This is a genomic window from Saccharothrix carnea (assembly GCF_003014735.1).
GTDB classification, from domain to species: Bacteria; Actinomycetota; Actinomycetes; order Mycobacteriales; family Pseudonocardiaceae; genus Actinosynnema; species Actinosynnema carneum.
Map to the genome: position 1 here is coordinate 216,638 of NZ_PYAX01000008.1, position 22,418 is coordinate 239,055.

General features: G+C 71.8%; 22 protein-coding genes. 15 read left to right on the forward strand and 7 right to left on the reverse strand.

What is annotated here, in order from left to right; all coding sequences use genetic code 11:
- Nucleotides 1–9 precede the first annotated feature (9 nt).
- From B0I31_RS24610 to B0I31_RS24620, 3 genes are all read right to left on the reverse strand, one after another.
- Nucleotides 10–2,328, reverse strand: a complete 2,319-nt coding sequence (locus B0I31_RS24610) for a Tex family protein (protein ID WP_106617734.1) — start codon at nucleotides 2,326–2,328, stop codon at nucleotides 10–12.
- A 103-nt stretch (nucleotides 2,329–2,431) separates the two neighbouring features.
- The gene (locus B0I31_RS24615; protein WP_106617735.1) at nucleotides 2,432–3,208 is read right to left on the reverse strand and encodes a hypothetical protein; all 777 of its coding nucleotides are present in this window, start codon (nucleotides 3,206–3,208) and stop codon (nucleotides 2,432–2,434) included.
- Nucleotides 3,209–3,245: 37 nt separating this feature from the next.
- Nucleotides 3,246–4,343 carry a PA2928 family protein gene (locus tag B0I31_RS24620; protein WP_106617736.1) on the reverse strand — a complete coding sequence of 366 codons (1,098 nt, stop codon included), beginning with the start codon at nucleotides 4,341–4,343 and terminating at the stop codon, nucleotides 3,246–3,248.
- Nucleotides 4,344–4,629: 286 nt separating this feature from the next.
- On the opposite strand from B0I31_RS24620, the gene B0I31_RS24625 reads away from it, so the two are divergent.
- From B0I31_RS24625 to B0I31_RS24660, 8 genes are read left to right on the forward strand one after another with little or no spacing between them, the layout of a single operon-like run.
- Entirely contained in the window at nucleotides 4,630–5,874 is a 1,245-nt protein-coding gene (locus tag B0I31_RS24625) for a hypothetical protein (RefSeq protein WP_106617737.1), read from the forward strand.
- Nucleotides 5,871–6,860: a hypothetical protein gene (locus B0I31_RS40775; protein ID WP_181320323.1), complete on the forward strand. Its 990-nt coding sequence runs from the start codon at nucleotides 5,871–5,873 to the stop codon at nucleotides 6,858–6,860. Before B0I31_RS24625 ends, B0I31_RS40775 begins: the two co-directional genes overlap by 4 nt.
- A complete protein-coding gene (locus B0I31_RS24635) occupies nucleotides 6,857–9,262 on the forward strand; it encodes a tetratricopeptide repeat protein (RefSeq protein ID WP_106617738.1) in 2,406 nt (801 codons plus the stop codon). The genes B0I31_RS40775 and B0I31_RS24635 overlap by 4 nt, the downstream gene beginning before the upstream one ends.
- On the forward strand, nucleotides 9,259–10,437 hold the full coding sequence (locus tag B0I31_RS24640) for a CHAT domain-containing protein (protein WP_146173924.1): 1,179 nt from the start codon (nucleotides 9,259–9,261) through the stop codon (nucleotides 10,435–10,437). The genes B0I31_RS24635 and B0I31_RS24640 overlap by 4 nt, the downstream gene beginning before the upstream one ends.
- A 45-nt stretch (nucleotides 10,438–10,482) precedes the next feature.
- Nucleotides 10,483–10,947, forward strand: a complete 465-nt coding sequence (locus tag B0I31_RS24645; protein ID WP_106617740.1) for a hypothetical protein — start codon at nucleotides 10,483–10,485, stop codon at nucleotides 10,945–10,947.
- A 40-nt stretch (nucleotides 10,948–10,987) separates the two neighbouring features.
- Nucleotides 10,988–11,326, forward strand: coding sequence for a hypothetical protein (locus B0I31_RS24650; RefSeq protein ID WP_106617741.1), 339 nt, complete (start codon nucleotides 10,988–10,990; stop codon nucleotides 11,324–11,326).
- Nucleotides 11,323–11,742, forward strand: a complete 420-nt coding sequence (locus B0I31_RS24655; protein ID WP_106617742.1) for a MerR family transcriptional regulator — start codon at nucleotides 11,323–11,325, stop codon at nucleotides 11,740–11,742. The genes B0I31_RS24650 and B0I31_RS24655 overlap by 4 nt, the downstream gene beginning before the upstream one ends.
- A gap of 34 nt (nucleotides 11,743–11,776) precedes the next feature.
- Nucleotides 11,777–12,577, forward strand: a complete 801-nt coding sequence (locus tag B0I31_RS24660; RefSeq protein WP_106617743.1) for an LLM class flavin-dependent oxidoreductase — start codon at nucleotides 11,777–11,779, stop codon at nucleotides 12,575–12,577.
- Here the strand turns inward: B0I31_RS24660 and B0I31_RS24665 are convergent.
- Nucleotides 12,574–13,107 (reverse strand): P-loop nucleotide/nucleoside kinase family protein, encoded by a 534-nt coding sequence (locus B0I31_RS24665; RefSeq protein WP_106617931.1) that lies wholly within the window; start codon nucleotides 13,105–13,107, stop codon nucleotides 12,574–12,576. The two genes, B0I31_RS24660 and B0I31_RS24665, sit on opposite strands and share 4 nt — an antisense overlap.
- Nucleotides 13,108–13,174: 67 nt before the next feature.
- On the opposite strand from B0I31_RS24665, the gene B0I31_RS24670 reads away from it, so the two are divergent.
- Nucleotides 13,175–14,071 (forward strand): alpha/beta fold hydrolase, encoded by an 897-nt coding sequence (locus tag B0I31_RS24670; protein WP_106617744.1) that lies wholly within the window; start codon nucleotides 13,175–13,177, stop codon nucleotides 14,069–14,071.
- Here B0I31_RS24670 and B0I31_RS24675 read toward each other — a convergent pair.
- Entirely contained in the window at nucleotides 14,043–14,234 is a 192-nt protein-coding gene (locus tag B0I31_RS24675) for a DUF397 domain-containing protein (RefSeq protein ID WP_106617745.1), read from the reverse strand. The genes B0I31_RS24670 and B0I31_RS24675 overlap by 29 nt on opposite strands.
- Nucleotides 14,231–15,094 carry a helix-turn-helix domain-containing protein gene (locus tag B0I31_RS24680; protein ID WP_106617746.1) on the reverse strand — a complete coding sequence of 288 codons (864 nt, stop codon included), beginning with the start codon at nucleotides 15,092–15,094 and terminating at the stop codon, nucleotides 14,231–14,233. Before B0I31_RS24680 ends, B0I31_RS24675 begins: the two co-directional genes overlap by 4 nt.
- A gap of 90 nt (nucleotides 15,095–15,184) precedes the next feature.
- Here B0I31_RS24680 and B0I31_RS40080 point away from each other — a divergent pair, with 90 nt between their 5' ends.
- Entirely contained in the window at nucleotides 15,185–15,406 is a 222-nt protein-coding gene (locus B0I31_RS40080) for a hypothetical protein (protein ID WP_146173925.1), read from the forward strand.
- On the opposite strand, the gene B0I31_RS24685 is transcribed toward B0I31_RS40080, so the two are convergent.
- Nucleotides 15,387–16,775: a WS/DGAT/MGAT family O-acyltransferase gene (locus B0I31_RS24685; RefSeq protein WP_106617747.1), complete on the reverse strand. Its 1,389-nt coding sequence runs from the start codon at nucleotides 16,773–16,775 to the stop codon at nucleotides 15,387–15,389. The two genes, B0I31_RS40080 and B0I31_RS24685, sit on opposite strands and share 20 nt — an antisense overlap.
- 166 nt (nucleotides 16,776–16,941) lie before the next feature.
- On the opposite strand from B0I31_RS24685, the gene B0I31_RS24690 reads away from it, so the two are divergent.
- The 5 genes from B0I31_RS24690 (at nucleotide 16,942) to B0I31_RS24710 (ending at nucleotide 22,358) form a co-directional block, all read left to right on the forward strand.
- On the forward strand, nucleotides 16,942–17,901 hold the full coding sequence (locus B0I31_RS24690; protein ID WP_181320325.1) for a lipase family alpha/beta hydrolase: 960 nt from the start codon (nucleotides 16,942–16,944) through the stop codon (nucleotides 17,899–17,901).
- Between the two features lie 60 nt (nucleotides 17,902–17,961).
- Nucleotides 17,962–19,215 (forward strand): HEAT repeat domain-containing protein, encoded by a 1,254-nt coding sequence (locus B0I31_RS24695; protein ID WP_181320327.1) that lies wholly within the window; start codon nucleotides 17,962–17,964, stop codon nucleotides 19,213–19,215.
- 518 nt (nucleotides 19,216–19,733) lie between these two features.
- Nucleotides 19,734–20,627 carry an amino acid ABC transporter permease gene (locus B0I31_RS24700; RefSeq protein WP_106617749.1) on the forward strand — a complete coding sequence of 298 codons (894 nt, stop codon included), beginning with the start codon at nucleotides 19,734–19,736 and terminating at the stop codon, nucleotides 20,625–20,627.
- Nucleotides 20,615–21,385 (forward strand): amino acid ABC transporter ATP-binding protein, encoded by a 771-nt coding sequence (locus B0I31_RS24705; protein WP_106617750.1) that lies wholly within the window; start codon nucleotides 20,615–20,617, stop codon nucleotides 21,383–21,385. Before B0I31_RS24700 ends, B0I31_RS24705 begins: the two co-directional genes overlap by 13 nt.
- 16 nt (nucleotides 21,386–21,401) lie before the next feature.
- Complete coding sequence (locus B0I31_RS24710; protein WP_106617751.1) at nucleotides 21,402–22,358, forward strand: ABC transporter substrate-binding protein; 957 nt, start codon at nucleotides 21,402–21,404, stop codon at nucleotides 22,356–22,358.
- Nucleotides 22,359–22,418 lie beyond the last annotated feature (60 nt).

Here is a 22,418-nt window from a genome sequence, read left to right on the forward strand (position 1 = left end):
CGGGTACCCCTACCGGGCCCCGCCAAGCCCCGCGCGCCGCAGCGCCTCGGCCATCGCGCCGTTCGCCGGCGGACGCTCCTGCTGGCGCGGCTTGCCACCGCCGCCACCGCGCTGCCCGCCACCACGCTGCCCACGCTGACCGTCACGCTGCTGCTCCCGCGGCGGCTTGCGGCCCGGCTCGTCCTCCAGCCGCAACGTCAACCCGATCCGCTTGCGCGGGATGTCGACCTCCAGCACCTTCACCCGCACCACGTCACCGGACTTCACCACGTCCCGCGGGTCCTTGACGTAGGTGTTGGACAGCGCCGAGATGTGCACCAGACCGTCCTGGTGCACGCCGACGTCCACGAACGCGCCGAACGCGGCCACGTTCGTCACCACGCCCTCCAGCACCATGCCGGGCTTGAGGTCGGCGATCTTCTCGACGCCCTCGGCGAACGCCGCGGTCTTGAACGCGGGCCGCGGGTCGCGCCCCGGCTTCTCCAGCTCGCGCAGGATGTCGGTGACGGTCGGCAGGCCGAACGTGTCGTCCACGAAGTCGTCCGGCCGCAACGACTTCAGCACCGCGGTGTTGCCGATCAGCTGCTCCGAGCCCGCGCGCTCCTGCATCCGGCGCACCACCGGGTACGCCTCGGGGTGCACGGCGGAGGCGTCCAGCGGGTCGTCGCCGTTGGGGATGCGCAGGAAGCCCGCGCACTGCTCGAACGCCTTCGGGCCCAGCCGCGCCACGTCCTTCAACGCCCGCCGCGAGCGGAACGGGCCGTTGCTGTCGCGGTGCTGCACGATGTTCTCGGCCAACCCGGCGGTGATGCCGGAGACCCTGGTCAGCAGCGGCACGGACGCCGTGTTCAGGTCGACGCCGACAGCGTTCACGCAGTCCTCGACCACCGCGTCCAGCGATTTCGACAGCTTCGACTCGGCCAGGTCGTGCTGGTACTGGCCGACGCCGATCGACTTCGGGTCGATCTTCACCAGCTCGGCCAGCGGGTCCTGCAACCGGCGCGCGATGGACACCGCGCCGCGCAGCGACACGTCCATCCCGGGCAGCTCGGCCGACGCGAACGCCGACGCCGAGTACACCGACGCGCCCGCCTCCGACACCACGGCCTTGGTCAGCTTCAGCTCGGGGTGCCGCTTGAGCAGGTCGCCCGCCAGCTTGTCGGTCTCCCGCGACGCGGTGCCGTTGCCGATGGCGATCAGGTCCACGGCGTGCTTCTTCGCCAGCACGGCCAGCTTGGCGATCGACTCGTCCCACCGGTTCGCGGGCACGTGCGGGTAGATCACGTCGGTGTCGACGACCTTGCCGGTCGCGTCGACCACGGCCACCTTCACGCCGGTGCGGAAACCGGGGTCCAGGCCCATCGTGGCCCGGGTGCCCGCGGGCGCGGCCAGCAGCAGGTCGCGCAGGTTCGACGCGAACACCTTCACGGCCTCGTCCTCGGCGAACGCCCGCAGCCGGGACCGCAGGTCGATGCCCAGGTGCACCAGGATCCGGGTCCGCCACGCCCAGCGGACCGTGTCACCCAGCCAGCGGTCGGCCGGGCGGCCCTGGTTGTCGACCCCGAACCGGGACGCGATGCGCGCCTCGTAGCCGGTCGGCTCGTCCTCGTCGGCCGGGTCGAACTGGAGCTCCAGCACCTCTTCCTTCTCGCCGCGCAGCAGCGCGAGGATGCGGTGCGAGGGCAGCTTGGTGAACGGCTCGGAGAAGTCGAAGTAGTCGGCGAACTTCGCGCCGTCCTCCTCCTTGCCCTCCCGGACCTTGGAGGCGAGCCGGCCGCGGGTCCACATGCGTTCGCGCAGCTCACCGATGAGGTCGCCGTCCTCGCCGAACCGCTCGACCAGGATGGCCCGCGCGCCCAGCAACGCGGCGGCGACGTCGGCGACCTCTTCGGTCACGTACGCCTTCGCCACCTCCTGCGGGTCCTGCGTCGGGTCGGCCAGCAGGCCGTCGGCGAGCGGTTCCAGGCCCTGCTCGCGGGCGATCTGCGCCTTGGTCCGCCGCTTCGGCTTGAACGGCAGGTAGAGGTCCTCCAGCCGGGCCTTGGAGTCGGCGGCCAGGATCGAGGCCTCCAGCGCGTCGTCCAGCTTGCCCTGCGACCGGATGGACTCCAGCACAGCCGCCCGGCGTTCCTCCAGCTCACGCAGGTAGCCCAGGCGCTCCTCCAGAGTGCGCAGCTGGGTGTCGTCGAGCGCGCCGGTCGCTTCCTTGCGGTAGCGGGCGATGAAGGGAACGGTGGAACCACCGTCGAGCAGGTCGACGGCGGCGCTGACCTGCCCGGCCCGCACCCCGAGCTCGTCGGCGATCCTCTGGTGAATGGCTGTGGTCACAGCGAGCCATTGTGCCCTGCCCGCCGGGCCACGTTCGGGCACCCCGACCCGGTCGGCCCGCCGCGGCGCTGCTCCGACCGGATCAACCCCCGTCACCGCGCCGTCACATCAGGGTGGTGAGGACGGCGACGTCCGACTCGTCGCCCGGCAGGTACTTCACCCGGACCACCATGCCGCGCTGCACCTGCCGCACCGACATCGGCGGCAGCTTCTTGTCCTGCGTCACGTCGAACGCGGTGCCGTCCGGGCGGGTCACGCGCAGGCTCAGCCGCAGGGCCGACCGCCCGTCCGGGGTCTGGCCGGTGGGGGTCATGTCCAGCACGACGGCGGTGGCGTCCACGCCCTCCTCGGTGATGCGCAGCTGGTGCGGCGTCAGGAAACCCTTGGCCACGTAAACGCGGTCGAGGGCGGCCTGCAGCTCGTGCGGCGGCGCGTCGGTGGCGAGCACCGCCCGGCCGTCCGACAGGTAGCGGACCGGCAGGATCGCCCCCGGCTGCACCAGGGACAGCTCGGTGATGTCCACGACCTGCCGCGCGGTGGTCGGGAACGTGCGGCCGTCCGCCGTGTCGACCTCCAGCCGGATGTCCAGCTGCGGCTGGTCGTTGACCGACAGGCCGGTCCGCGCGACGCCGACCACCGTGCCCATGCCGATCGGCGCGCCGCGGAACTCCTTCGGCACCCCGCCGGTCAGGGCCGCGAGGCCGCCACCGAGGACGTTGCCCAGCGAGAACAGCGTCGGCACCACGGACAGCAGGATGATCGGGCCCACCAGCCAGCCGTTCAGCCAGGCGGACACGTCGTCACCCGCCAGCCCGCCCGCGACCCAGGTCGCGGTGAGGGCGAGTCCGGCGGTGAGGCCGAGCCAGGGGAGCACCTTCACGGTCTTGTCCTTTCGGAAGAGGTCAGCTGGGAAGAGGTCAGCGGTGGGAGCCGAAGAAGTCGGCCAGGCCGACGCCGAGAGGCACGACCCGGCCGTCACCGCGGGCCGCGGCGAGCACCTCGCCCGCCGCGAGGGCGGTGACGCCGTCCGGGCCGACGAGGGCGCGGTCCACCCGGGCGTCCACCGCCAACGTGGCCGTGACCTGCCCGGTGGCCAGCGAGACCAGGCTGAGCGCGACACCGGGGTCGTTCACCGAGCGCTGGTGCTCGACCAGCACGTGCCCGGTGGCGGCGGCGACCGCGGTCACGCCGTCGACCACCAGCCGGGCGCCGTGGAACGCGGTGTGGCCCACCGGGATCTCGCGGCCGTCCGCCGTGACGCGGACCAGCACGCTGCCCGGCGTGCCGTTCGGCGCCTGCCGCAGCGCGATCCGCTCGGTCCCGGCGTTCAGCGCCGCTTCCACACCGGTCGCGGAGGTCGGCGCGCCGGGGCCGCGCTGCACGGAGAGCCGACCCGACCAGGCCGCGGCGGTGGCCGGGTCGACCGGGACGGCCATCACCTCGTCCAGCGCGATCGCCAACACCTCTCCGCCTGCGTTCATGGCCATCACGTGGCGGCTCTCGGGGTCGTACGCATAGGCGGTCCGGACTGCGGCGAACGCGTCACCGAGCCCCGGCACCTCCGAGCCCTCGGCGACCACCGCACCGTCCGCCAACGCGACGATCACGAGCCCCGAGTCGGTGGCGAGGTAGGCGTGCCGCTGCCCGGCGGCCAGCACCGACGCCTCCCAGATCAGCTGGTCGGACAGCTGCGTGTCCCACAGCACGTCGCCGGTGGCCGGATCGGTCGCCGCCAGCCGCACCTGGAACAGGTCCTGCGTCAGCAGCTGGAACATGCCCCGCGCGCCGTGCCGCGAGTAGGGCGCCAGCACCACGTCCCGCCCGTCGACCTCGGCGAACGCGAACCCGGCCTGCACCTCGACATCCGGCTCGGGCGAGGCCGCGTAGGAGCCGCCGAAGAACAGCAGCCCGAACAGCACCAGCGGCAGCAGCGCCAGCGGCAGGACGCGGCGGCGAGCGGGCGACGGCGTCGCGTAGGGCAGCACCGGCGGGTACTGCGGCGGTGTCTCGTACATCGGTTCCCCCGTGGGTGTCGTAGGTGGGGGAAGCTTCGGCCGCGCACGTCGCCTACCGGTCCCAGGAACCGGGTTCACGAGTCCGCCACCAGCGGTGATCCGGTTCGGCTGGTGCAGTGACCGGGAACCTTTGCCCCGTGTTCCGGCGTTCGGACGGGTGCGTCGGGGTGCCGGCCCCGCGTCCTCATCCTGGTTGGCTGTGGGCGCGGGGCCGGTGCCGCGAGGCGCCCTGCCGGGCGTCGGAAGACACGGTGAGGTTCCCGATCACTGCACTAGGCTCGGGCCGGTGACCATCGCCCGAGCCGCGACGCTGCCGCGCGGCGCGCTGGTCGCCCGGGCGTGGGCCGGGCTGGGTGACGCGGTCGCGCCGCTGAGCAACGCCGCGGGCCGCCCGCTGACCCGCACGGTGAAGCTGATCCTCGACCCCCTGGTGCTGCGGCCCGTGCTCAACCCGGAGTTCGCGGCGGGCGCGATCGCCGCCGCGCACGCCGACGCCCTGACGTCCCGCATCGCTGACGCCGGTCCGGTGCTGGCCGCCACCGCGAGCTGGTTCGTGGTGCTGAAGAAGGAACGCCGCCGCCGGTGGATCACCGAGGGCAACCCGCAGGACCTCTACTTCCAGCGCTGCTTCGAACTCGCCACCGGGCACGGCGAACCGGGCCCGGACGCCGCCGCCGTCGCCGCGACCGTGCTGGAGGAGGTGCACGGTCGGGAAGGGCCGACCGTCGCCGCGCTGCGCGATTTCGTGACCGACCCGGCCAACGTCGACGGGCTGACCCGACTGCTGGACACGGCGTGGGCGGACCGCGTCGCACCCGCTCCGGGGCCGGTGGCGACGTCCTCGTTCCTGGCCACCTGTGCCGTCACCCCCGACCGCGAGGCGTTCCGCGCCCTGGTCACGGGCTTGGCGGGCAGTGCGGGCGCCGTCGACCTCGACCTGCCCGGCGTGGCGCGGGCCCACGGGCTGACCGACCGCGACCGGCCCGTGCGACCCGGGCTGGGGCGTGGCGCGTCGAAGGCGAACCTGCCCAAGCCGTTCGACCGGTCGATCCTGGAACGGCTCTTCGCGCCGCTGACCAACGCGTTCCAGCGGGCCGGGCTGGCGGACGTCCCGACGTTGGTGCGGCGGGAGATCGCCCGGTCGGCCGGGCCGTGGCAGCTCGCCGACGAGGAGAGCCGGCTCGTGGTCGTGCTGGGCCGGGACGCGTCCGCCTCCCTCGCCGGTGACGCGCCGGTGGGCGGACCGGGCTCCGCCGCGGCCAGGTTGCGGTCGAGGTGGGAACGCGAGGCGTACGTGCACCGGGTGCTGCGGATGCCGTCGGCCGTGCCGCCGGAGGTCCGCGCGGACGTGCGCGGCGTGCGGGAGGCGTACCTGCGGCGGCTGTGGGTCCGCGTGCACGGCCGGGAGCTGCGCCACGACACCGTGACCGCCGACCAGGTGTGGGACGTGCTGGACGGCGTGCTGCGGTCGGTGATCCTGGACCAGCGCGACCGGTTGCGCTCGGTGCTGGAGCGGGAGGCCGTGGCGTGAGGGTGACGCGCGGTGCGGACATCGTGGTCGGCGACTGGCCCTCGTCGCCCGAGGTGGTGGCGTTGTTGGAAGGGGCGGGCGCGTCGCTCGCGTGGGACGTTCTCACCGACGCCGCCGTGCCCGCCGCGCGCGTGCACGATCCGGTGCGTGCGTCCGAGTGGCTGTGGGAGGTCTACGGCGACGCGGCCGACGCGATCCTCGGCGGTGCGGAGGAGGTGGACGTGCCGGTGGTCGACTCGCCGATCCGTGACGCGTGCCGCCGGGTGGCGCAGTTGACCTGGGCGCGCGCGTGGTGGCCGGCGTCGGTGACGGCCGGTGTGCCCGCGTTGGATCCCGTTGTGTTGAACGCGGAACTCGCCGTCGCGGTGTCTACTGTGGAGCATTTGCTGGACGATCCGGAGGCGGTGGAGCGCGCGCTGGCGGTCGTGTCGCCACCGCTGTCCCAGCCTGGGCTGGCCGAGCAGGTCGCCGCACTCGCCGAGGACTACGGGGTGGAACTCGCCCCGGCCGAGGCGCCGACCCGGTCCGGCTTCGCCTTGGCCGCCGGAGGTGGTGACGGCGTCTCGGGCGTCGCAGCCCTGTCCGGTTCGTCCAGTGTGGACTGGTCGTTGGTGCCGCACGGCGTGGTCGACGCCGCCGCTCCCGCGCGGTGGGCCGTCGTGCGTCGACAGGGGCGTACGGCCTTGGAGGTGTCCGTCGTGCCCGGACCGACTCCTCTCGCACGTCTGGCGGCACGGTTCGGTGAGGTCGAGGTGGCGCTGGACGGCCGTGACGCGGCGGGCCGCATCACCGGCTCCGCACCGGTGTCGGCGGCGGTGCTGTTGCTGCCACCGGACCGGCGCGTGCTGACCGTGTACGCGCCGGACTTCGCCGAACCCACCCCGCCGGACCCGGCCGCCGAGGCACGTCGCGCGGCGATCGTCTCCTACGCCCGGTCGCGGCTCGACTCCCCGACCGCGACCGTGACCGAGCGGACGGCGCGATGAACGACTGGGCCGAGGCACTCGCCACGTCACCGCCGAGTGATCGCGCGCGGGTCCTGCTGAACCTGGCCCACCTGTCCGATGATCGGCAGCACGCCGTGGACCTGTTGACCGAGGCGATAGCGGTGGGTGAGGGCCGAACCAGGGTGATCGCCATCGCGTCCCGCGCCGACCTGCTGCCGTGGCTCGACCGGTGGGAGGAGGCGTGGCAGGACGTCGACCTGGCCTTGGCGGACGCCGACCCGCCCGGTCAGGTGGTGCTGCGCAACACCCGCGTGGGCCTGCTGATGATGGCCGGTCGCCTGGCGGAGGCGGAGGCGGACGCCCTCGACCTGGTCGACTTGGCGGCCTCGCACGCGCCCGAGTACCTGGAGAACATCTACACCAACCTGGCGCTCCTCGCCGACGAGGCCGGTGACCAGCAGCAGGCGTCGACCTACCGGATGCTGTCCGACAATCCCGGCAGACACCCCCTCGGCCCCCGGTGGCTGCGGTTCGTGGAGCTGAACACCCAGGGCGCGGCACTGCTGGCCTCCGGCAACCGCACCGCCGCCAAAGCCACCTTCACCGCCGCCTACCACGAAGTCATCACAACGTCAGACCCTTCGGGCACAATAAAAACAGGGGTCCCCTTGGCGGGGACCTCTGCGCAGCAACCGCCAGCCCCGACTGCCGTGCGGCAGGTCGAACTCGCTGCGCAGCAACCGCCAGCCCCGACTGCCGTGCTGCAGGCTGAGGTCGCTTCGCACCAGCCGCCGGTCGAGACCGCCGTGCAACCGACCGAAACCTCCGGACAGCGCACCCCGGCGGAGACTGCCGCGCCGCCGGCGGGAACCGCAGCGCAGTGGTCGCCGGCAGAGAACCCAGCGCCACAGCCTGCCGAACCCCCTGCGAGTCGATCACCGGCCGGAAACCCAACGCCGCAGCCAAGCGGGACCTCGGCCCAGCAGCACCCGCCCGGCGACTCCACGGAACCGACCACTGACATCGAAGCCCTGGTCTGCCGCGCCGGAGTCGCGGGCAACCTCGCCGGAGTCGCCGATCACCCCGAAGAAGCCGTGCGGTGGAGTACCGAGGCGGTGGAGGCGGCGCGTGGTGCGTTGGCGCTGGTCGGTGACGCCTACGGGTCGGCCACGGTGCTCGTGAACGCGTTGATCTCCCGCGCCGCCGCACGCCACGCCCAGACCCGGCACCCCGAAGCCCTGACCGACCTGGACGGAGCACTCGAAGTGGTGGCTGCCTCGGCCGAAGGCGGTGAGTCGTTAGAAGCCACCATCCGCGCCACCCGCGCCCGCGTGCTCGCGACCGGCGGGTGGTTCGCCGAAGCGGCGGAAGAGGGGAGGGTCGCGCTGGACCTCGCCTACACCGCCGCACCCGAGCTGGCCGCGTCCGTCCACCTGACCCTGGCGGAGGTCACCAGCGCCACCGGTGACCTGCCCGGTGCCGCAGAACACCTCGGCCTGGCCCGCGACCTGAGCGCCGCCACCGGTGACGTCGACGGCGAGACCACCGCCCTGCTCAGCTCCGCCCGCCTGGCCTACCTCGCCTCGGACGTCGACCGCGCGGACGCCCTGTACGACGAAGCCGAAGCGCTGATCACCGATGACCCGAACCGGCTCCTGGCCTGCCTGAACGGTCGGGCGGCCGTCGAAGTCCTGCGCGGTCGGCCGCACGAGGCGTTGCGGTGCTCGGACCGGGCACTCGCGCTCCTCACCACCACCACATCCCCCTTGGCGACGCTGGCAGTGCACCAAGTGCGCGGCTCGGCGTTCGAGTCGGCCGGACGGTTCGCCGAGGCCGAGGCCTGTTACGCCGAGGCGTCGGCGAGGTGCGAGGAGGCCGGGCTGTGGCACGTCGCCCTGGGCATGGCGTGGTGGCGCGCGGACGCCTTGGTGCGCCGGGCCGCCGCCACGACCGGAAACGAACGACGACAGCTCGGCCGCAAGGCGCTGGACCTGGCACTGCCCGCCGCGTTGGCGTCGGAAGCCGTGCGGCAACGCTTCCCGCACGGACCCCTCCGCGAACGCTGGGTCGCCCTGGCCTCCGCACCCGCCACCAGGTCGGCGTTCCTGGCCATCCGCGCGGTGGAGGACACGGCGTTGGCGGCGCAGTACATCGACCACATCGCGGGCGCGGTGTCCCTGCGCGCCGAAAGCACCGCCCCCGTCGAACGCGGTGAGCTGATCGGCCTGCCCGCGCCACCACCCACCACGACCCACCTGCCCTACGCCGCCGCCGGGTTCGCCACCGGCACCGACCTGTCCTTCCCCGCCGCCGGGTTCGAGCTGCCGCCGAGGGTCAGGCCCGACCCGGCCGTGCGGACCGCGCTGGACGACTGGATCGACGTGGCCGAACAGCGCTACGGGCTCCCGGTCCGGTCGGAACGGGCGGTGCCGTCGTGGTGACCGTCCAGCTCAAGTTCGTGGACGCGGGCGACCTGTACGTGTCGTGGCGGTGGGAGCACGAACCGGCCGAACCGCGCGTCGTCGTCGTGCCGCGCGAAGTCGTGCACGACACGCTGGGCGAGTGGGCACGGGCGGTGCCGTTACCGCTGCTGGGGGAGAGCGCCGACGACGCCCTGCGGCGCTCGCTCACACACGGCCCACTCGTGGACCACGCCCGTGAACTCGACCTGGCCACCCGGATGGCACGGGCGGTGGTCCCGCACCGGCTGGCGGTCGAGCTGAACTCCTGGCTGGCCCAGGGCATCCGGCCGCACCTGCGCGTCCAGCCGTCACCGTCGACCGCCCTGGTGCCGTGGGAAGCGCTCCGGATCGACGACGGCCTGCGCGCGGTGCACGACACCACCATCTCCGTGCTGCCGCCCGCCACCGTCGCCAACGCCGCGTCACGTCGGCCGACCCCGTTCGATCCGCAAGGGACGGTCGTCGGCGTGCTGGACCCCGTGGTGCCCGGGTTCGCCGACCACTCCGGCCTGGGCTCGGTGCTCGGCGACCCGCCACCGGAACTGGCCGCGCTGGGCGGCACCCGCCGCGCCGACATCGACCGCGACCACCTCGAACGCGCCCTCGCCACCGCCTCGCGCCTGCTCTACGTCGGTCACGTCACCACCGGCGGGCACGGCCTGGACGCCCGGCTGCACCTGTCCTGCACGGCGGACACCACCGGCCGGGCCGCACCGCTGGGCGCACACCGCCCCCTGACCGCCGCCGACATCGTGCTGGGCCACCGCCCCGGCCCCGTGCGACCGTGGCGGATACCGTCCCGCGTCGCCCTGGTGGCCTGCGAGAGCGGCGGCGACGTCCGGTTCGCCGAACCGTCCGGCCTGGTGACGGCCATGGTGCACGGCGGAGCGGAGCACGTGACGGCGACCAGGTGGACCCTGCCGACCGACGAAGGGCTGCGCCGCCTCGTCCCCGGCTTCCCGCCGACCCCCGTCCTCGCGCCGACCGTGCTGGCCGTCGACACCGCGCACCGCGCTCCCGACCCGGTGACCGCGCTCAACGACTGGCAACGCGCCACCGCCACCCGGTGGGAGGAAACGGGCGACCCCACCTGCTCGCCGCTCGTGTGGGCCGCGTTCACCACCACCTGGGCGCCGCGGAGTTGGGACCGGTAGGGGCCGCGCGACTCGTAGCGTCCCGCCCGGAAACGGGGTGAGGACATGTTCGGGACGAGGGATGAAGCGCTGTACGCGAGGGTCCTGGAGCTGGAAGGCCGCGTCGAGCGGCTGACCGGCCTGCTGGGCAAGCTGTCCGACGACGAGGAGCGGTACGCGCGGCTGCACGAGCTGGCCGAGCGCGCGGACGGCGCCCTGCTGTCGTTGGAGGGACGGGCCGCCGCGGCGGGCATCGGCGAGCCGCGTTTCCAGGCGACACTGGACACGATCTACCGGGCCAGGACGTTCGGTTACGTGGCCGTGTACTTCGTCGGCGGGCGGACGGCACGCGTGCGGTTGCTGGTCGGGCCCGAGAGCCCACCTACCGTGAGCGTCGGCTGCGCCGACTCCAGCAGCGACCTCAACTCCTACATCGGCGGCGTCGTGCGCCCCGGCGAGTTCTGGACGGCCTCCACCCCGCGACCAGGTCAGAAGACCGGCTTCGAGTGCGTCTTCACACCCCTGTTCTGAGGTTGAAACCGGTACCGCGGTACGGGCTTACCGTGGGCACATGAGCACAGACGACCCTCTGATGACGTGGGCGCCGGCGGCGTGCACCCTGCCGACCGCAGAACGCCCGCTGCGGGAAGCGGAGTTCGACGAGCTGTTCGGCACGTCGTCGGCCGGCGTGGAGCGCCCGGACCCGACCCACCTGCGCATCGCCCTCGACCCGACGCCCGAGGTGGCGGCACGGGCGGCGGCGCTGGCCGTGCGGGAGACCCGGTGCTGCTCGTTCTTCACGTTCGCCGTCGTGGCGTCGGCGGGACAGGTGCGGCTCGACGTCACCGTCACGGACGCGCAGGTGGACGTGCTCGACGCACTGCAGCGGCGCGCGGGGGAGGCGGCGTGACCGGGCTGCGCAGCGGCAGGCTCGCCGAGGCCGCCGGGGTGAACCACCAGACGTTGCGCTACTACGAACGGCGTGGCCTGCTGGCCGAACCGGCGCGGACGCCCGGCGGCCACCGCCTCTACCCGCCGGAAGCGCTCACCGTGCTGCGGATGATCAAGGCCGCGAAACGGCTCGGGTTCACGCTGGAGGAGATCGCCGACCTGCTCGACGCCCGCCGCCGGCGCCGCGAACCGGGTTTGGCCGCCCGGGTCGCGGTCAAGCTCACCGAGGTGGAGGCCAGGATCGCGGACCTGGAGACCGTTCGCGACACCCTGCTCAGCGCGCTCGACCTCGGCTGCGACGACCTGGCCGCCTGCGCGCACGCGCCGTCCTGCCCCATCGCGTTCAACGACGACGCGAGCTGCGGGACGTGCTGAGCCCGCGCGGCCGAGGTGTGGGACCCTGCCCGGCATGCGTTGCGGGATCGTGCTGCCGTTCTTCGACGCGCCGGACGTGGCGTCGTGCGCGGCGTTGGCGGAGGAGTGCGGCTGGGACGGCGTGTTCCTGGCCGAGGCGGTGTGGGGTGTCGACGCGTGGGTGGCGTTGACGGCGGCGGCGATGCGCACGTCGTCGGTGCGGCTGGGCACGATGCTGACGCCGCTGCCCCGGTTCAAGCCGTGGGACGTGGCGTCCAAGGCGGCGACGCTGGACCGGTTGTCCGGCGGGCGCGTGCAGCTGTCGGTGGGGTTGGGCGCGCTGCACCCCGGCTGGACCGCGTTCGAGCGCGGGACCAGCCGGGCCGAGCGGGCGTTGCTGCTGGACGAGGGGCTGGCGGTGTACGACGGCCTGATGCGCGGCCGGCCCTTCTCGTTCCGCGGACAGCGCTACGACGTGCGGGAAACCGACTTCTTCCCACCTCCGCCGCCCGTTCAGCGGCCTCGCGTGCCGGTGTGGGTGGTGGGCGCGTTCGGCCGTGCCCGGTCGATGCGGCGTGCCGTGGCGTGGGACGGCCTCCTGCCGAACGTGATCGACGGCGGCGAGGCGCGCGGTGCGGCGGACCCGGCCGAACTGGCGGCCGTCGTGGCGCAGGCACGGGAGTTCCGCACCTCGCTCGGGCTGCCGTGGGACGGCTTCGACGTGATCGCCGAGGGCAAGGCGACCAGCGTCGACGAGTGGGCCGACGCGGGCGCGACCTGGTGGATCGAGTCCGACTGGGAGACCACGGTCGACGCCGTGCGCGCCCGGATCACGGCCGGACCGCCGTCGTCCTAGAGCGCGGCCAGGACCTGGTCCGCCAGTTGCTCCGGGGTGTGCAGGTCGCCCCGGAGGACCAGCGTGTCGGCGGGCAGGGTGTTCCGTGCGGCGACGCAGCGGTCGACGTTGCGGAGGCGGAAGGCGCGGGCGTCGGCGTCGGCCTGGAGGTTGTGCGGGTCCAGGACCTGGGCGTTGATGCGGCGGCGCAGCTCGTCCGGCGGCACGTCGAGGAAGACGTGCAGCAGGGGGACGTCCGCGGCGGCGAGGAGCTTGAAGATCTCCTCCCGGTAGGCCGTCTCGACCAGGGTCATGGGTGTGATCAGGTGCTGCCCGTACTCCCGGTGCAGGGTCGCGGCGAACTCGGCGGTGAGCGTGCGCCACGGAGGCATGTCCTGGAAGTCGCCGCTCTCCGGCAGGGGAGCCCACTTCCGCAGCAGGTAGCCGACGTACTCGGGGTCGAACGACAGGGCGTCCGGCAGCCGCCGACCCAGTTCCTCGGCCAACGTCGTCTTGCCCGCGCCGAACGCGCCGTTGATCCACACGATCATGTTCACCACAGTAGGTGACTCCGGGCCCCCGTCCGGGCGGGGACGCGGCCGGCACATACTGACCGGTATGACCACACTCGACCACTGGGGCGGGACGAGCCGGCACGTCGACCTCGACGGCGCTCCGGTGCACTACGTCGACTTCGGCGGCGACGGCCCGCCGATGGTGCTCGTGCACGGCCTGGGCGGCTCGCACCTGAACTGGTGCCTGCTCGCGCCGCACCTGGTCGACCGGTACCGCGTGCTGGCCGTCGACCTGGCCGGGTTCGGGCTCACCCACCCCGAGGGACGTGCCACGACGGTGCCCGCCAACGCGCGGCTGCTGGAACGGTTCCTCGCCGAGGTGGTCGGCGAGCCGGTGGTGCTCGTCGGCAACTCGATGGGCGGGATGATCGCGATCCTGCACGCCGCCCGCCGTCCCTCGACGGTGACCGCGCTGGCCCTGCTGGACCCGGCCGTGCCGCTGCCGTTCGGCGTCCGGCTGGACCCGCAGGTGACGGCCGCGTTCGCGATGTACGCCGTGCCGGGGCTGGGGCAGTGGTTCCTGGCGAAGTCGCGGGCCGGGGTGTCGACGCGACGGCAGGTGAAGCGGGTGCTCAACCTGGTGTGCGCGAACGCGAAGCTCGTGCCGGAGGAGATGGTCCTGGCCTCGATGACGTTGCTGGAGCAGCGCGCCGAGATCCCGGGCCTGGACGAGGCGTTCCTGGCGGCGGCGCGGTCGGTCGTGTGGACGGGTGCGACCAAGCGCCGCTACTACACGGCGATGAACCGGGTGCGCGTGCCGGTCTACCTGATGTCCGGCGACCAGGACCGCCTGGTCCCCGTGGCCTCTGCTCGCGAAGCCGCCCGCCGCAACCCGTCGTGGCGCTTCGAGGTCCTGGACGGCGTCGGCCACGTGCCGCAGCTGGAGGTGCCGGAACTGGTGGCCGAGCGGATCAAGGGCTGGCTGGCGACCCAGGGCTGACGAACTTCGCCCAAGCAGAGCGCGGAAAGGACAGCACAGGTCCCGCGGGGTGCTTCGAGTCGCGGACGTCGATCGCTTCGGGCACGAACCTGACCTCGACGCAGGCCGGGTTCTCGGCGCTGCGACTGGACTTGAACCAGTCGGTGCGGTGGATCGGGCTCACTCCAACTCCTTGCCGATCTGCTCGATCAGGCGGAGCGACTCACTCCGGTCGAGCGCGTGATCCATGGCCTGGCTGTGAGCCAGACTGTACTCGCGGATCCGCATGGGTTGATCGATCAGATCGGTGGTCGACACCGTTTCCTGCCACACCAGGTCGGGTAGCCGGCCGCCCGCGAAACCGAGGATGTAGAAGGTCGATCCGCCGATGGCGTTGTGGTAGTCGGCGCTGAACGGCACGATCCGCACGTCGAGCGTGTCCGGGTGTTGGTCGATCTTGGCAGCCAGGTGCCTGAGCTGTGCCGCCATCACCTCCCGGCCCCCGACCATCTGCCGCAGGCCCGACTCGGCGATCACCGTGGTGAGCCGGATCGGGTCCCCGCCCTCGAGCCGCTGTTGCCGCTTCATCCTCACCTCGACCCGGCGGTTCGCCTCGGCCAGCCGGATGCTCGGCGCGCCACCGTTCATGATGGCCATGGCGTAGTCCTCGGTCTGGAGCAGGCTGGTGATCAGGCCTGCGCTGTAGGCGCGAATGCTCTCGGCGCCCGCCTCGAAGCCGAAGTACCTCAACACCTCGGCGCTGAACATCGCGGAGTACGGGCTCCACCAGGCGCGTTTGCCCGCCGCCTCGCGGAGTTGCTGCAGTTCCCCGACTTCGTCCTCGTCGAAGTCCAGCACGGCGGCGAGTTCGGCCAGCTTGCGGGCGTTGATCTTGACGCGGCCGGTCTCGACACCCGACACGAACGACTGGCCGGTGTGGATGGCTTTCGCCGCCGAAGCCGCCGTGATGTCCATGAGCTCGCGGCGCTCGCGCAGGCGCAATCCCAGTTCCCAGGCCGCGACGGTGGGTGAAGTGAAGGCCATGCCGCCCCAATCGGGTGAAGTAGGTTGCTGATATCACCAACTCTGGCCACCATGGTAGCAGGGGATGTTGACCGGGTGTGGGAGGCAGAGATGGGTCGGGCGCAGATTCACCTGTGGGCGCAGGTGCCAGGGGATGTGTGGATCAACTACGAGGTGGAACCGGGAGGGGGTGCGGTGGTGTTCAAGATCGGTCAGGACGTGGAGCTGTACGTGGATCCCAAGGCCCTGACCAAGATCAGCGAGGCGGCGGCGGAGGCGGTCGAGCTGGCGGGCGCGGTTGCGGCCGATTCGCTCAGCCCGCGGTCGAGGTGATCAGTTCGTCGAAACCCGCGCGGATGCCGTCTGCGAGCACTTGGACGTCCGGCACGCCGTCGAAGTCCGCGTTGATGCCGAAGGTGACCTGATCGAGATAGGAGAAGATGCCGACACTGACGCGCATGGTGCTGGCGATCGGCACGTACGGGTAGATCTCGGACAGCCGCCTGCCCAGCATGAACAACGGGATGCGGGGGCCGGGAACGTTCGTCGTGACCGTCTGCAACAGCTGCTGGGGGAACCGCATGGCGGTGCGTGAACCCAGCGCCAGCAGGGTGGGGGCGGCGAAGTTGGAGAGGTTCGTGAGCACGTCCGCGCCCGCTGCCTGACGACTGCTCTTGAGGTCGTCCATCTGTTCCCGGATCGACGCCAGTCGCTCCAACGGGTCCGACTCACTGACAGGGAGGTTCACCAACACGGCACTGACCCGGTTGTTCAGCACACCGCGCTCGGCGGAGGAGCGCATCGACACCGGCACCATGCTGCGCACCACCTGACCCTCGGCCAGGTCGTCGCGCTTGGCGAGCAGGTCGCGGAACCCACGCGTCACCGCCGCGAGGATGACGTCGTTGACCGTGCCACCGGTGACCCGGCGAACGGTCTTGATCTCGGCGAGGTTCGCCCGGGCCCACACCCACCGCCGGTGCGGTCCGATCGGCCCGTTCAAGGTCTTCGGGGTGCCGGCGGCGAGCCGGCGGGCGGTCGTCGGCAGGCTGCGCAGCACCGCGCGGCCGAAGTCGAGCACCTCCGTGCCGCTGCGCAATCGCTTGGCCAACGCCGGGAACTTGGCCAGGTGCGTGACGGGCGTCAACACCGCGTCACGGACGCCGTCCGCGACGAGGTCCAAGGTCGACGGGCTGGTGGCGGGCTGCCACCGCACCGGCTCGGGCAGTGGCGAGTCCTCGCGCCAGTCCAGCAGCACCTGCATGAGGTCACTGCCCGCGATGCCGTCGATCAGGCAGTGGTGGACCTTGGAGATGATCGCCCAGCGGCCGTCTTCGAGGCCCTCGACCAACCAGACCTCCCACAACGGCTTGGCCAGGTCGAGGCGTTGCGCGAAGAGCCGTCCGGCGAGGTTTCGGAGCTGGTCGTCCGCGCCCGGTGACGGGACGGCGGTGTGCCGGACGTGGTAGAGGATCTGGAAGTGCTCGTCGTCCACCCACACCGGGCGGCCGACGTGCAGCGGAAGCGCTCGCACCCGCTGCCGGTAACGCGGGACGGTGCCCAGCTTGGCCGCGAACAACCGCACCACGTCGCCGTACGACGGCGCCGGACCTTCGAACACCAGCACGGACCCGACGTGCATGGGCACGTTCTCGTCCTCGATGAAGAAGAAGCTCGCGTCCATGGCGCTCATCCGATCCATCGACCGACCGTAGGCCCGTGCCGTCCCAACGGTCCAGCGCGGCTCGGAAGCAGCCCTGATACGGCACCACGCAAGAATCGAGACTCACGGGTACTGGCGGAATCAACCGGCACGAAACATCATGGTTACCTGGGGCTCGCGCTCGACGCGGAGCGGGGGAGGGGCCATGTCAGCACTGCCGCACATCCCATCCGACCATCCTGACCTGCGCGGGCTGCCGGACCAGCGTGACCGGCGCGAGCCACCGACCGCCGAGCCTGGCGTCGGGCCGGTGGCCGAAACGGTGGTCGAGCCCGAGCCCGAGCCCGAGGCCGAGGCGCTAGCCGCCACCGTGGCGCGGCCTGGGGTCGAGGCAGCAGTCGCGACCGTGGCTGCGGAGCCGGGCCCGGCGCCCGGCCTGCTCTGGTACCTGACCGAACCGACGCGCACCGCAGTCGCCATCGGCCAGTTCGCGGCCACGCGTTCCCTGCTGCGCGCCGCTCCGAGCGGCGACGGGCACACCGTCCTGGTGTTGCCGGGTCTCGGCGCGACGGACGCGTCGACCGCGACGCTGCGCAAGTTCCTCACCGGCCTCGGATACGACGTGCACGGCTGGGGCCTTGGCCTGAACATCGGTCCTTCGGTCGGGGTCGTGCGCGGTATGCGGGAGTTGCTGCGAGAGCTGGCAGTCGGCGGCAAGGTGAGCATCGTCGGCTGGTCGCTGGGCGGCATCTTCGCCCGTGAACTGGCGCGCGAACACCCCGGCATGGTGCGCCAGGTGATCACCCTGGGCAGCCCGTACGCCATGACCGACCTGCGTCAGACCAGGGTCAACCCGGTGTACCGGCTGCTCGCGATGTTCTACGTCTCCGGCGCGGACCTGCCACCGCCGGAGCACACCCGCCCGCCGTTCCCGGTGCCGTCGACGTCGGTCTACTCGAAGTCGGACGGCATCGTGGCCTGGCAGACCTGCATCTCCACGCCCAACGCGCGCCAGCAGAACGTCGCGGTCAACTCCAGCCACCTGGGCTACGGCTACAACGCCACCGTCCTCTGGCTGATCGCCGACCGCCTGTCCCAGCGCCACCACCGCTGGCGTCCGTTCACCCCGCCACCGGGCATGACGCGGATGTTCCCCGACGCTTGACCTCCGGCGCCGCCGGATTGCAGGTGCCGGGGCGTGGTGTCCCGGTCTAGGGTGCGGCGGGTGTGGGAGCAGCTTGAGCACGCCTACGGGCCGGCGACCGACGTGCCCGACCTGTTGGCGCAGGTCCACGACCCGGTGACGGCACCGGCCGCGATCGGCGAGCTGAACGCGAACGTCTACCACAACGGCGAGGTCGTGCACTCCGCCGCGCCCGCCCTCCTGCCCGCGCTGCTCGACCTGGCCGAGGACCCCACCGTCACGGTGCGCCGCGCGATCGTGGAAACCATCGGCGACCTCGCGCACGCCGCCCGCACCGCCGAACCGACCGCCGTGGACGAAGCCTGGCCACAGGCCTGGGCGGCGGCCGTGCCGCGCCTGCTCCACCTGCTCGCCGACCCGGACGTCGAGGTCCGGCGAGTGGTCACCTTCCCACTGGCGCACGCGGTCGGCCATGAGGTGTGGCCTCATCTGCGCGACCGCTTCAAGGCCGAACCCGACCACGCGGCCCGACTCGGCCTGGTCGTCGCGATCGGCCACCACGCGGAACCGGACGCACACGACTGGTTCACCGGCCTGCTCCCGGACCCGACCGTGCGGCTCGCTGCGTCCGTGGGGTTGCGGCGACTGGGGATCACGCCCGACGCACGGCTACTGCTGAACGGTTTCGCGGACGTGTCGGCCTGGGCGGACACGTGGTGCGTGGGCAGCCCACGCCCATCGGCCGTCGTCTGGTGGCTCAACCGCGAGCTGGCCGACGACCACGCCGTCCGCCGCACCCTGGTGGCACACCTGCTGGATCACCCGGACCCCGACATCCGCACCGGAGCACTGTGGTCGTCCGCCCCACTGCTCGCCGACGACACCAGCACCACCGACACGAACCTCTTGCCACTGATCGCCGACCGCCTACCCGACGACGAACCGGAAAACCGCCGCCTCGCCGCCACCCTCCTCGCCTCCACCGGCGCACGATCCGCCGACACTCTCACCCCGTTCGCCGACGACCTCGCCCTCGCCGCCCGGGACCTCTACCTCCCCGCCGCCGACGCCGCCCTGGCCGCACTCGCCCTCCTCGGTGACCAACGCGCCGTGCAACCGTTGCAGCAGAGGCTGACCGGCCCTCGCCTCGGCCTGCCGACCCGACCCCGCCACCGCCCGTGGACCCCACCCCCGCTGGACGAAGTCCTCCTCGCCATGAGCGCCCACGCCGACGCCCTCCTCCCGGCCGTCCGAGCGCGTCTGTCCTCAACCTCCGACGACGCGGAACGCGCAGCGTGCCACCGAGCCCTCGATTCCTGGCACACCAACGCCTGATCCGTCGGACCACGACATTCCTCAGTGGACCGACCATCACTCACTTCAGGTGACCAAGACGTTTTGTCAACCACCTGACCACAGCGTTCAGCACGTGGGCACCCTTGTTCGTGCGCCGGCGAAGTAGCTACGTTTCCGCCGCCCAAAAGGCACAGACCCACTGCCACTGAACCAACAGGGCAACCAACCCCCACCACAGCCGACCCGGCGCCGCCAACCCAACGCAGCCGCAGCCACCGGCCCGCCCTCCGCGACCCCGCCCCTCCGCACCAACCGCACCACCACACCCACACCAGCTGACCTGCACTTTCCCGCGCGGGCCCGCAACACCACGGGCCCGCTCCGCCCACCGACCGGCCCCACACACCGGTCCAGCGGCCCACCACACCACCGGCTCACCGACCCGGTGACCGGCCTGCCTTCGCGCCCTCTGACCGCACCCCGAGTCCAGCCGACCGCACCCGAACCCAGCCGAACCCGGCCGACCTCAGTGACATTCACCCGGAAGGACTTCGCCAATGAGCGTGTCCGCGCGACCACGCCCGCGTGCCCTCGACTCACCGGCGCCCAAGGTCGTCCCCGCCCGCCACCCGTGGCGGTGGGTGGGGATTGCCGTTGTGCTCGTGCTCCTGGCCCAGTTCGTCCACGGCCTGGTGACCAACCCTGGCTGGGACTGGGCCACGTTCGCCCGCTTCGTGACCGCGAAGTCCATCCTGAACGCCGTCGTGATCACCCTGGAGCTGACGCTCTACGGCACCGTCCTCGGCTTCGCCCTCGGCATCGTGCTGGCCCTGATGCGCCTGTCCCGCAGCCGCTTCCTGGAAACGGTGAGCTGGACCTACGTCTGGGCCTTCCGCTCGATCCCGCTGATCGTGCAACTGCTGTTCTGGTTCAACATCTCCTACCTCTACGAAGAGCTGAACTTCGGCATCCCGTTCGGTCCGACGTTCTTCGGCTTCCAGACCAAGGACCTGATCAGCCCGATGGGCGCCGCCGTGCTCGGCCTCGCGCTGCACCAAGCGGCCTACGCGGCGGAGATCGTGAGGTCCGGGGTGATCTCGGTCGACCACGGCCAGCTCGAAGCCGCCGCCGCGCTCGGCATCCCCCGGTCGCGCCAGCTGCGCCGGATCGTGCTGCCGCAGGCCATGCGCTCGATCCTGCCCAACGCGACCAACGAGGTGATCAGCCTGTTCAAAGGCACGTCCGTGGTCTCCGTCGTGGCCATCGGCGAGCTGTTCTACCAGGTCCAGGTGATCTACGGCCGCAACGCGCGGGTGGTCGCGCTGCTCATGGTCGCCACCGCCTGGTACATCGCGCTGACCACCTTGCTGTCCATCGTGCAGCACTACGTCGAGAAGCACTACGCCAAGGGCGCGACCAGGAACGAGGACGGGTGGAAATGGGCGAGGTGAAGGTGATGGTGGACGTCCGCGGCGTCCACAAGAGCTTCGGCGACAACGAGGTGTTGCGCGGCGTCGACCTGCGGGTCGGCACGGGCGAGGTGGTGGTCGTGCTCGGGCCGTCCGGCTCGGGCAAGTCGACCCTGCTGCGCACGATCAACCACCTGGAGAAGACCGACCGGGGCCTGGTGAGCATCGACGGCGACCTGATCGGCTACCGCCGCCGCGGCGACAAGCTCTACGAGCTGCGCGAGCGCGAGATCCTCCGGCAACGCGCCCACGTCGGCTTCGTGTTCCAGAACTTCAACCTGTTCCCGCACCTCACCGTGGTGGAGAACATCGTGGAAGCCCCGATCTCGACCGGCCGGAAACCAAGGGCCGAGGCACACGCGCAGGCCCGTCGCCTGCTCGCCCGGGTCGGCCTGTCCGACAAGGAGAACGCCTACCCGCGTCACCTCTCCGGCGGTCAACAACAACGCGTGGCGATCGCCCGCGCCCTGGCCCTGGAACCGAAGGTCTTGCTGTTCGACGAGCCGACCTCCGCACTGGACCCGGAACTCGTCGGCGAGGTGCTGGACGTGATCCGGGACCTGGCCCGCAGCGGCACCACGATGATCGTCGTCACCCACGAGATCGGGTTCGCCCGGGACGTGGCCGACTCCGTGGTCTTCATGGACGCCGGTGTCGTGGTCGAACAAGGCCCACCCGCACAAGTGCTGGACGACCCGCAACACCCCCGAACCCGCGCCTTCCTGTCCAAAGTGCTCTGAACCAGAGGGAGAACCGTTGTCCGTCAGAAAGATCGCCGCCGCACTCACCGCCACCCTCTCTCTGGTGGCCTGCGGAGCCGGCGCAGACGACGGCACGACCGAGAACCAGGTCGTCGCCGCCGGCAAGACCGTGAACCTCGGCCCGGACCAGCAACGAATCACCGCCGCCAAGGTTGACGCCATAGCCGCGAAGGTCCCCGAACAGTTCCGCGCCGACGGAAAGCTCGTCGTCGGCGGCGCGACCAACACCACGCCACCGCTGCGCTTCTACGCCACCGACGACAAGACTCCGATCGGTGTCGAGACCGACCTGGCGGTGCTGATCGCCGGCGTGCTGGGCCTGGAGGCGCAGCTGGAGACCACGTCGTGGGAGAACCTGTTCATCGGCTTGGACAGCGGCGCGTACCCGGTGGGCCTGTCCAACATCACGGTGACCGAGGAGCGCAAGGAGAAGTACGACTTCGCCACGTACCGGCTGGACACGCTGGCGTTCGAGGCGAAGAAGGGCGGCACGTGGCGGGTGACCAAGCCCGAGGACGTGGCCGGAAAGGTCATCGGCGTCGGCTCGGGCACCAACCAGGAGAAGATCCTCCTCGAATGGAGCAGGTCCAACGAGGCCAGCGGCCTGCCCGCCACCGACATCAAGTACTTCCAGAACGCCGGCGACTACTACCTGGCGCTGGAGTCGGGCCGCCTCGACGCCTTCCTCGGCCCCAACCCCACCTCCGCCTACCACGTCGCCACCTCGGGCAAGACCGAAGTGATCGGCACGTTCTCCGGCGGCGGCACGACCGTCGGCAAGATCGCCGCAACCACCAAGAAGGGCAGCGGCCTGGCCGAACCGATCGCCGAAGCCATCAACCACCTGATCGCCACCGGCAAGTACACCGAAGTCCTCGACCGCTGGGGCCTGGCCGACGAAGCCGTCGAGCAAAGCGAGATCAACCCCCCAGGGCTGCCCAAGTCCGGCTGATCCTGCGGACCTCCGCCACATCCCCACGTGCCCACATCGGACCCGGAGCCAGCCCACAAA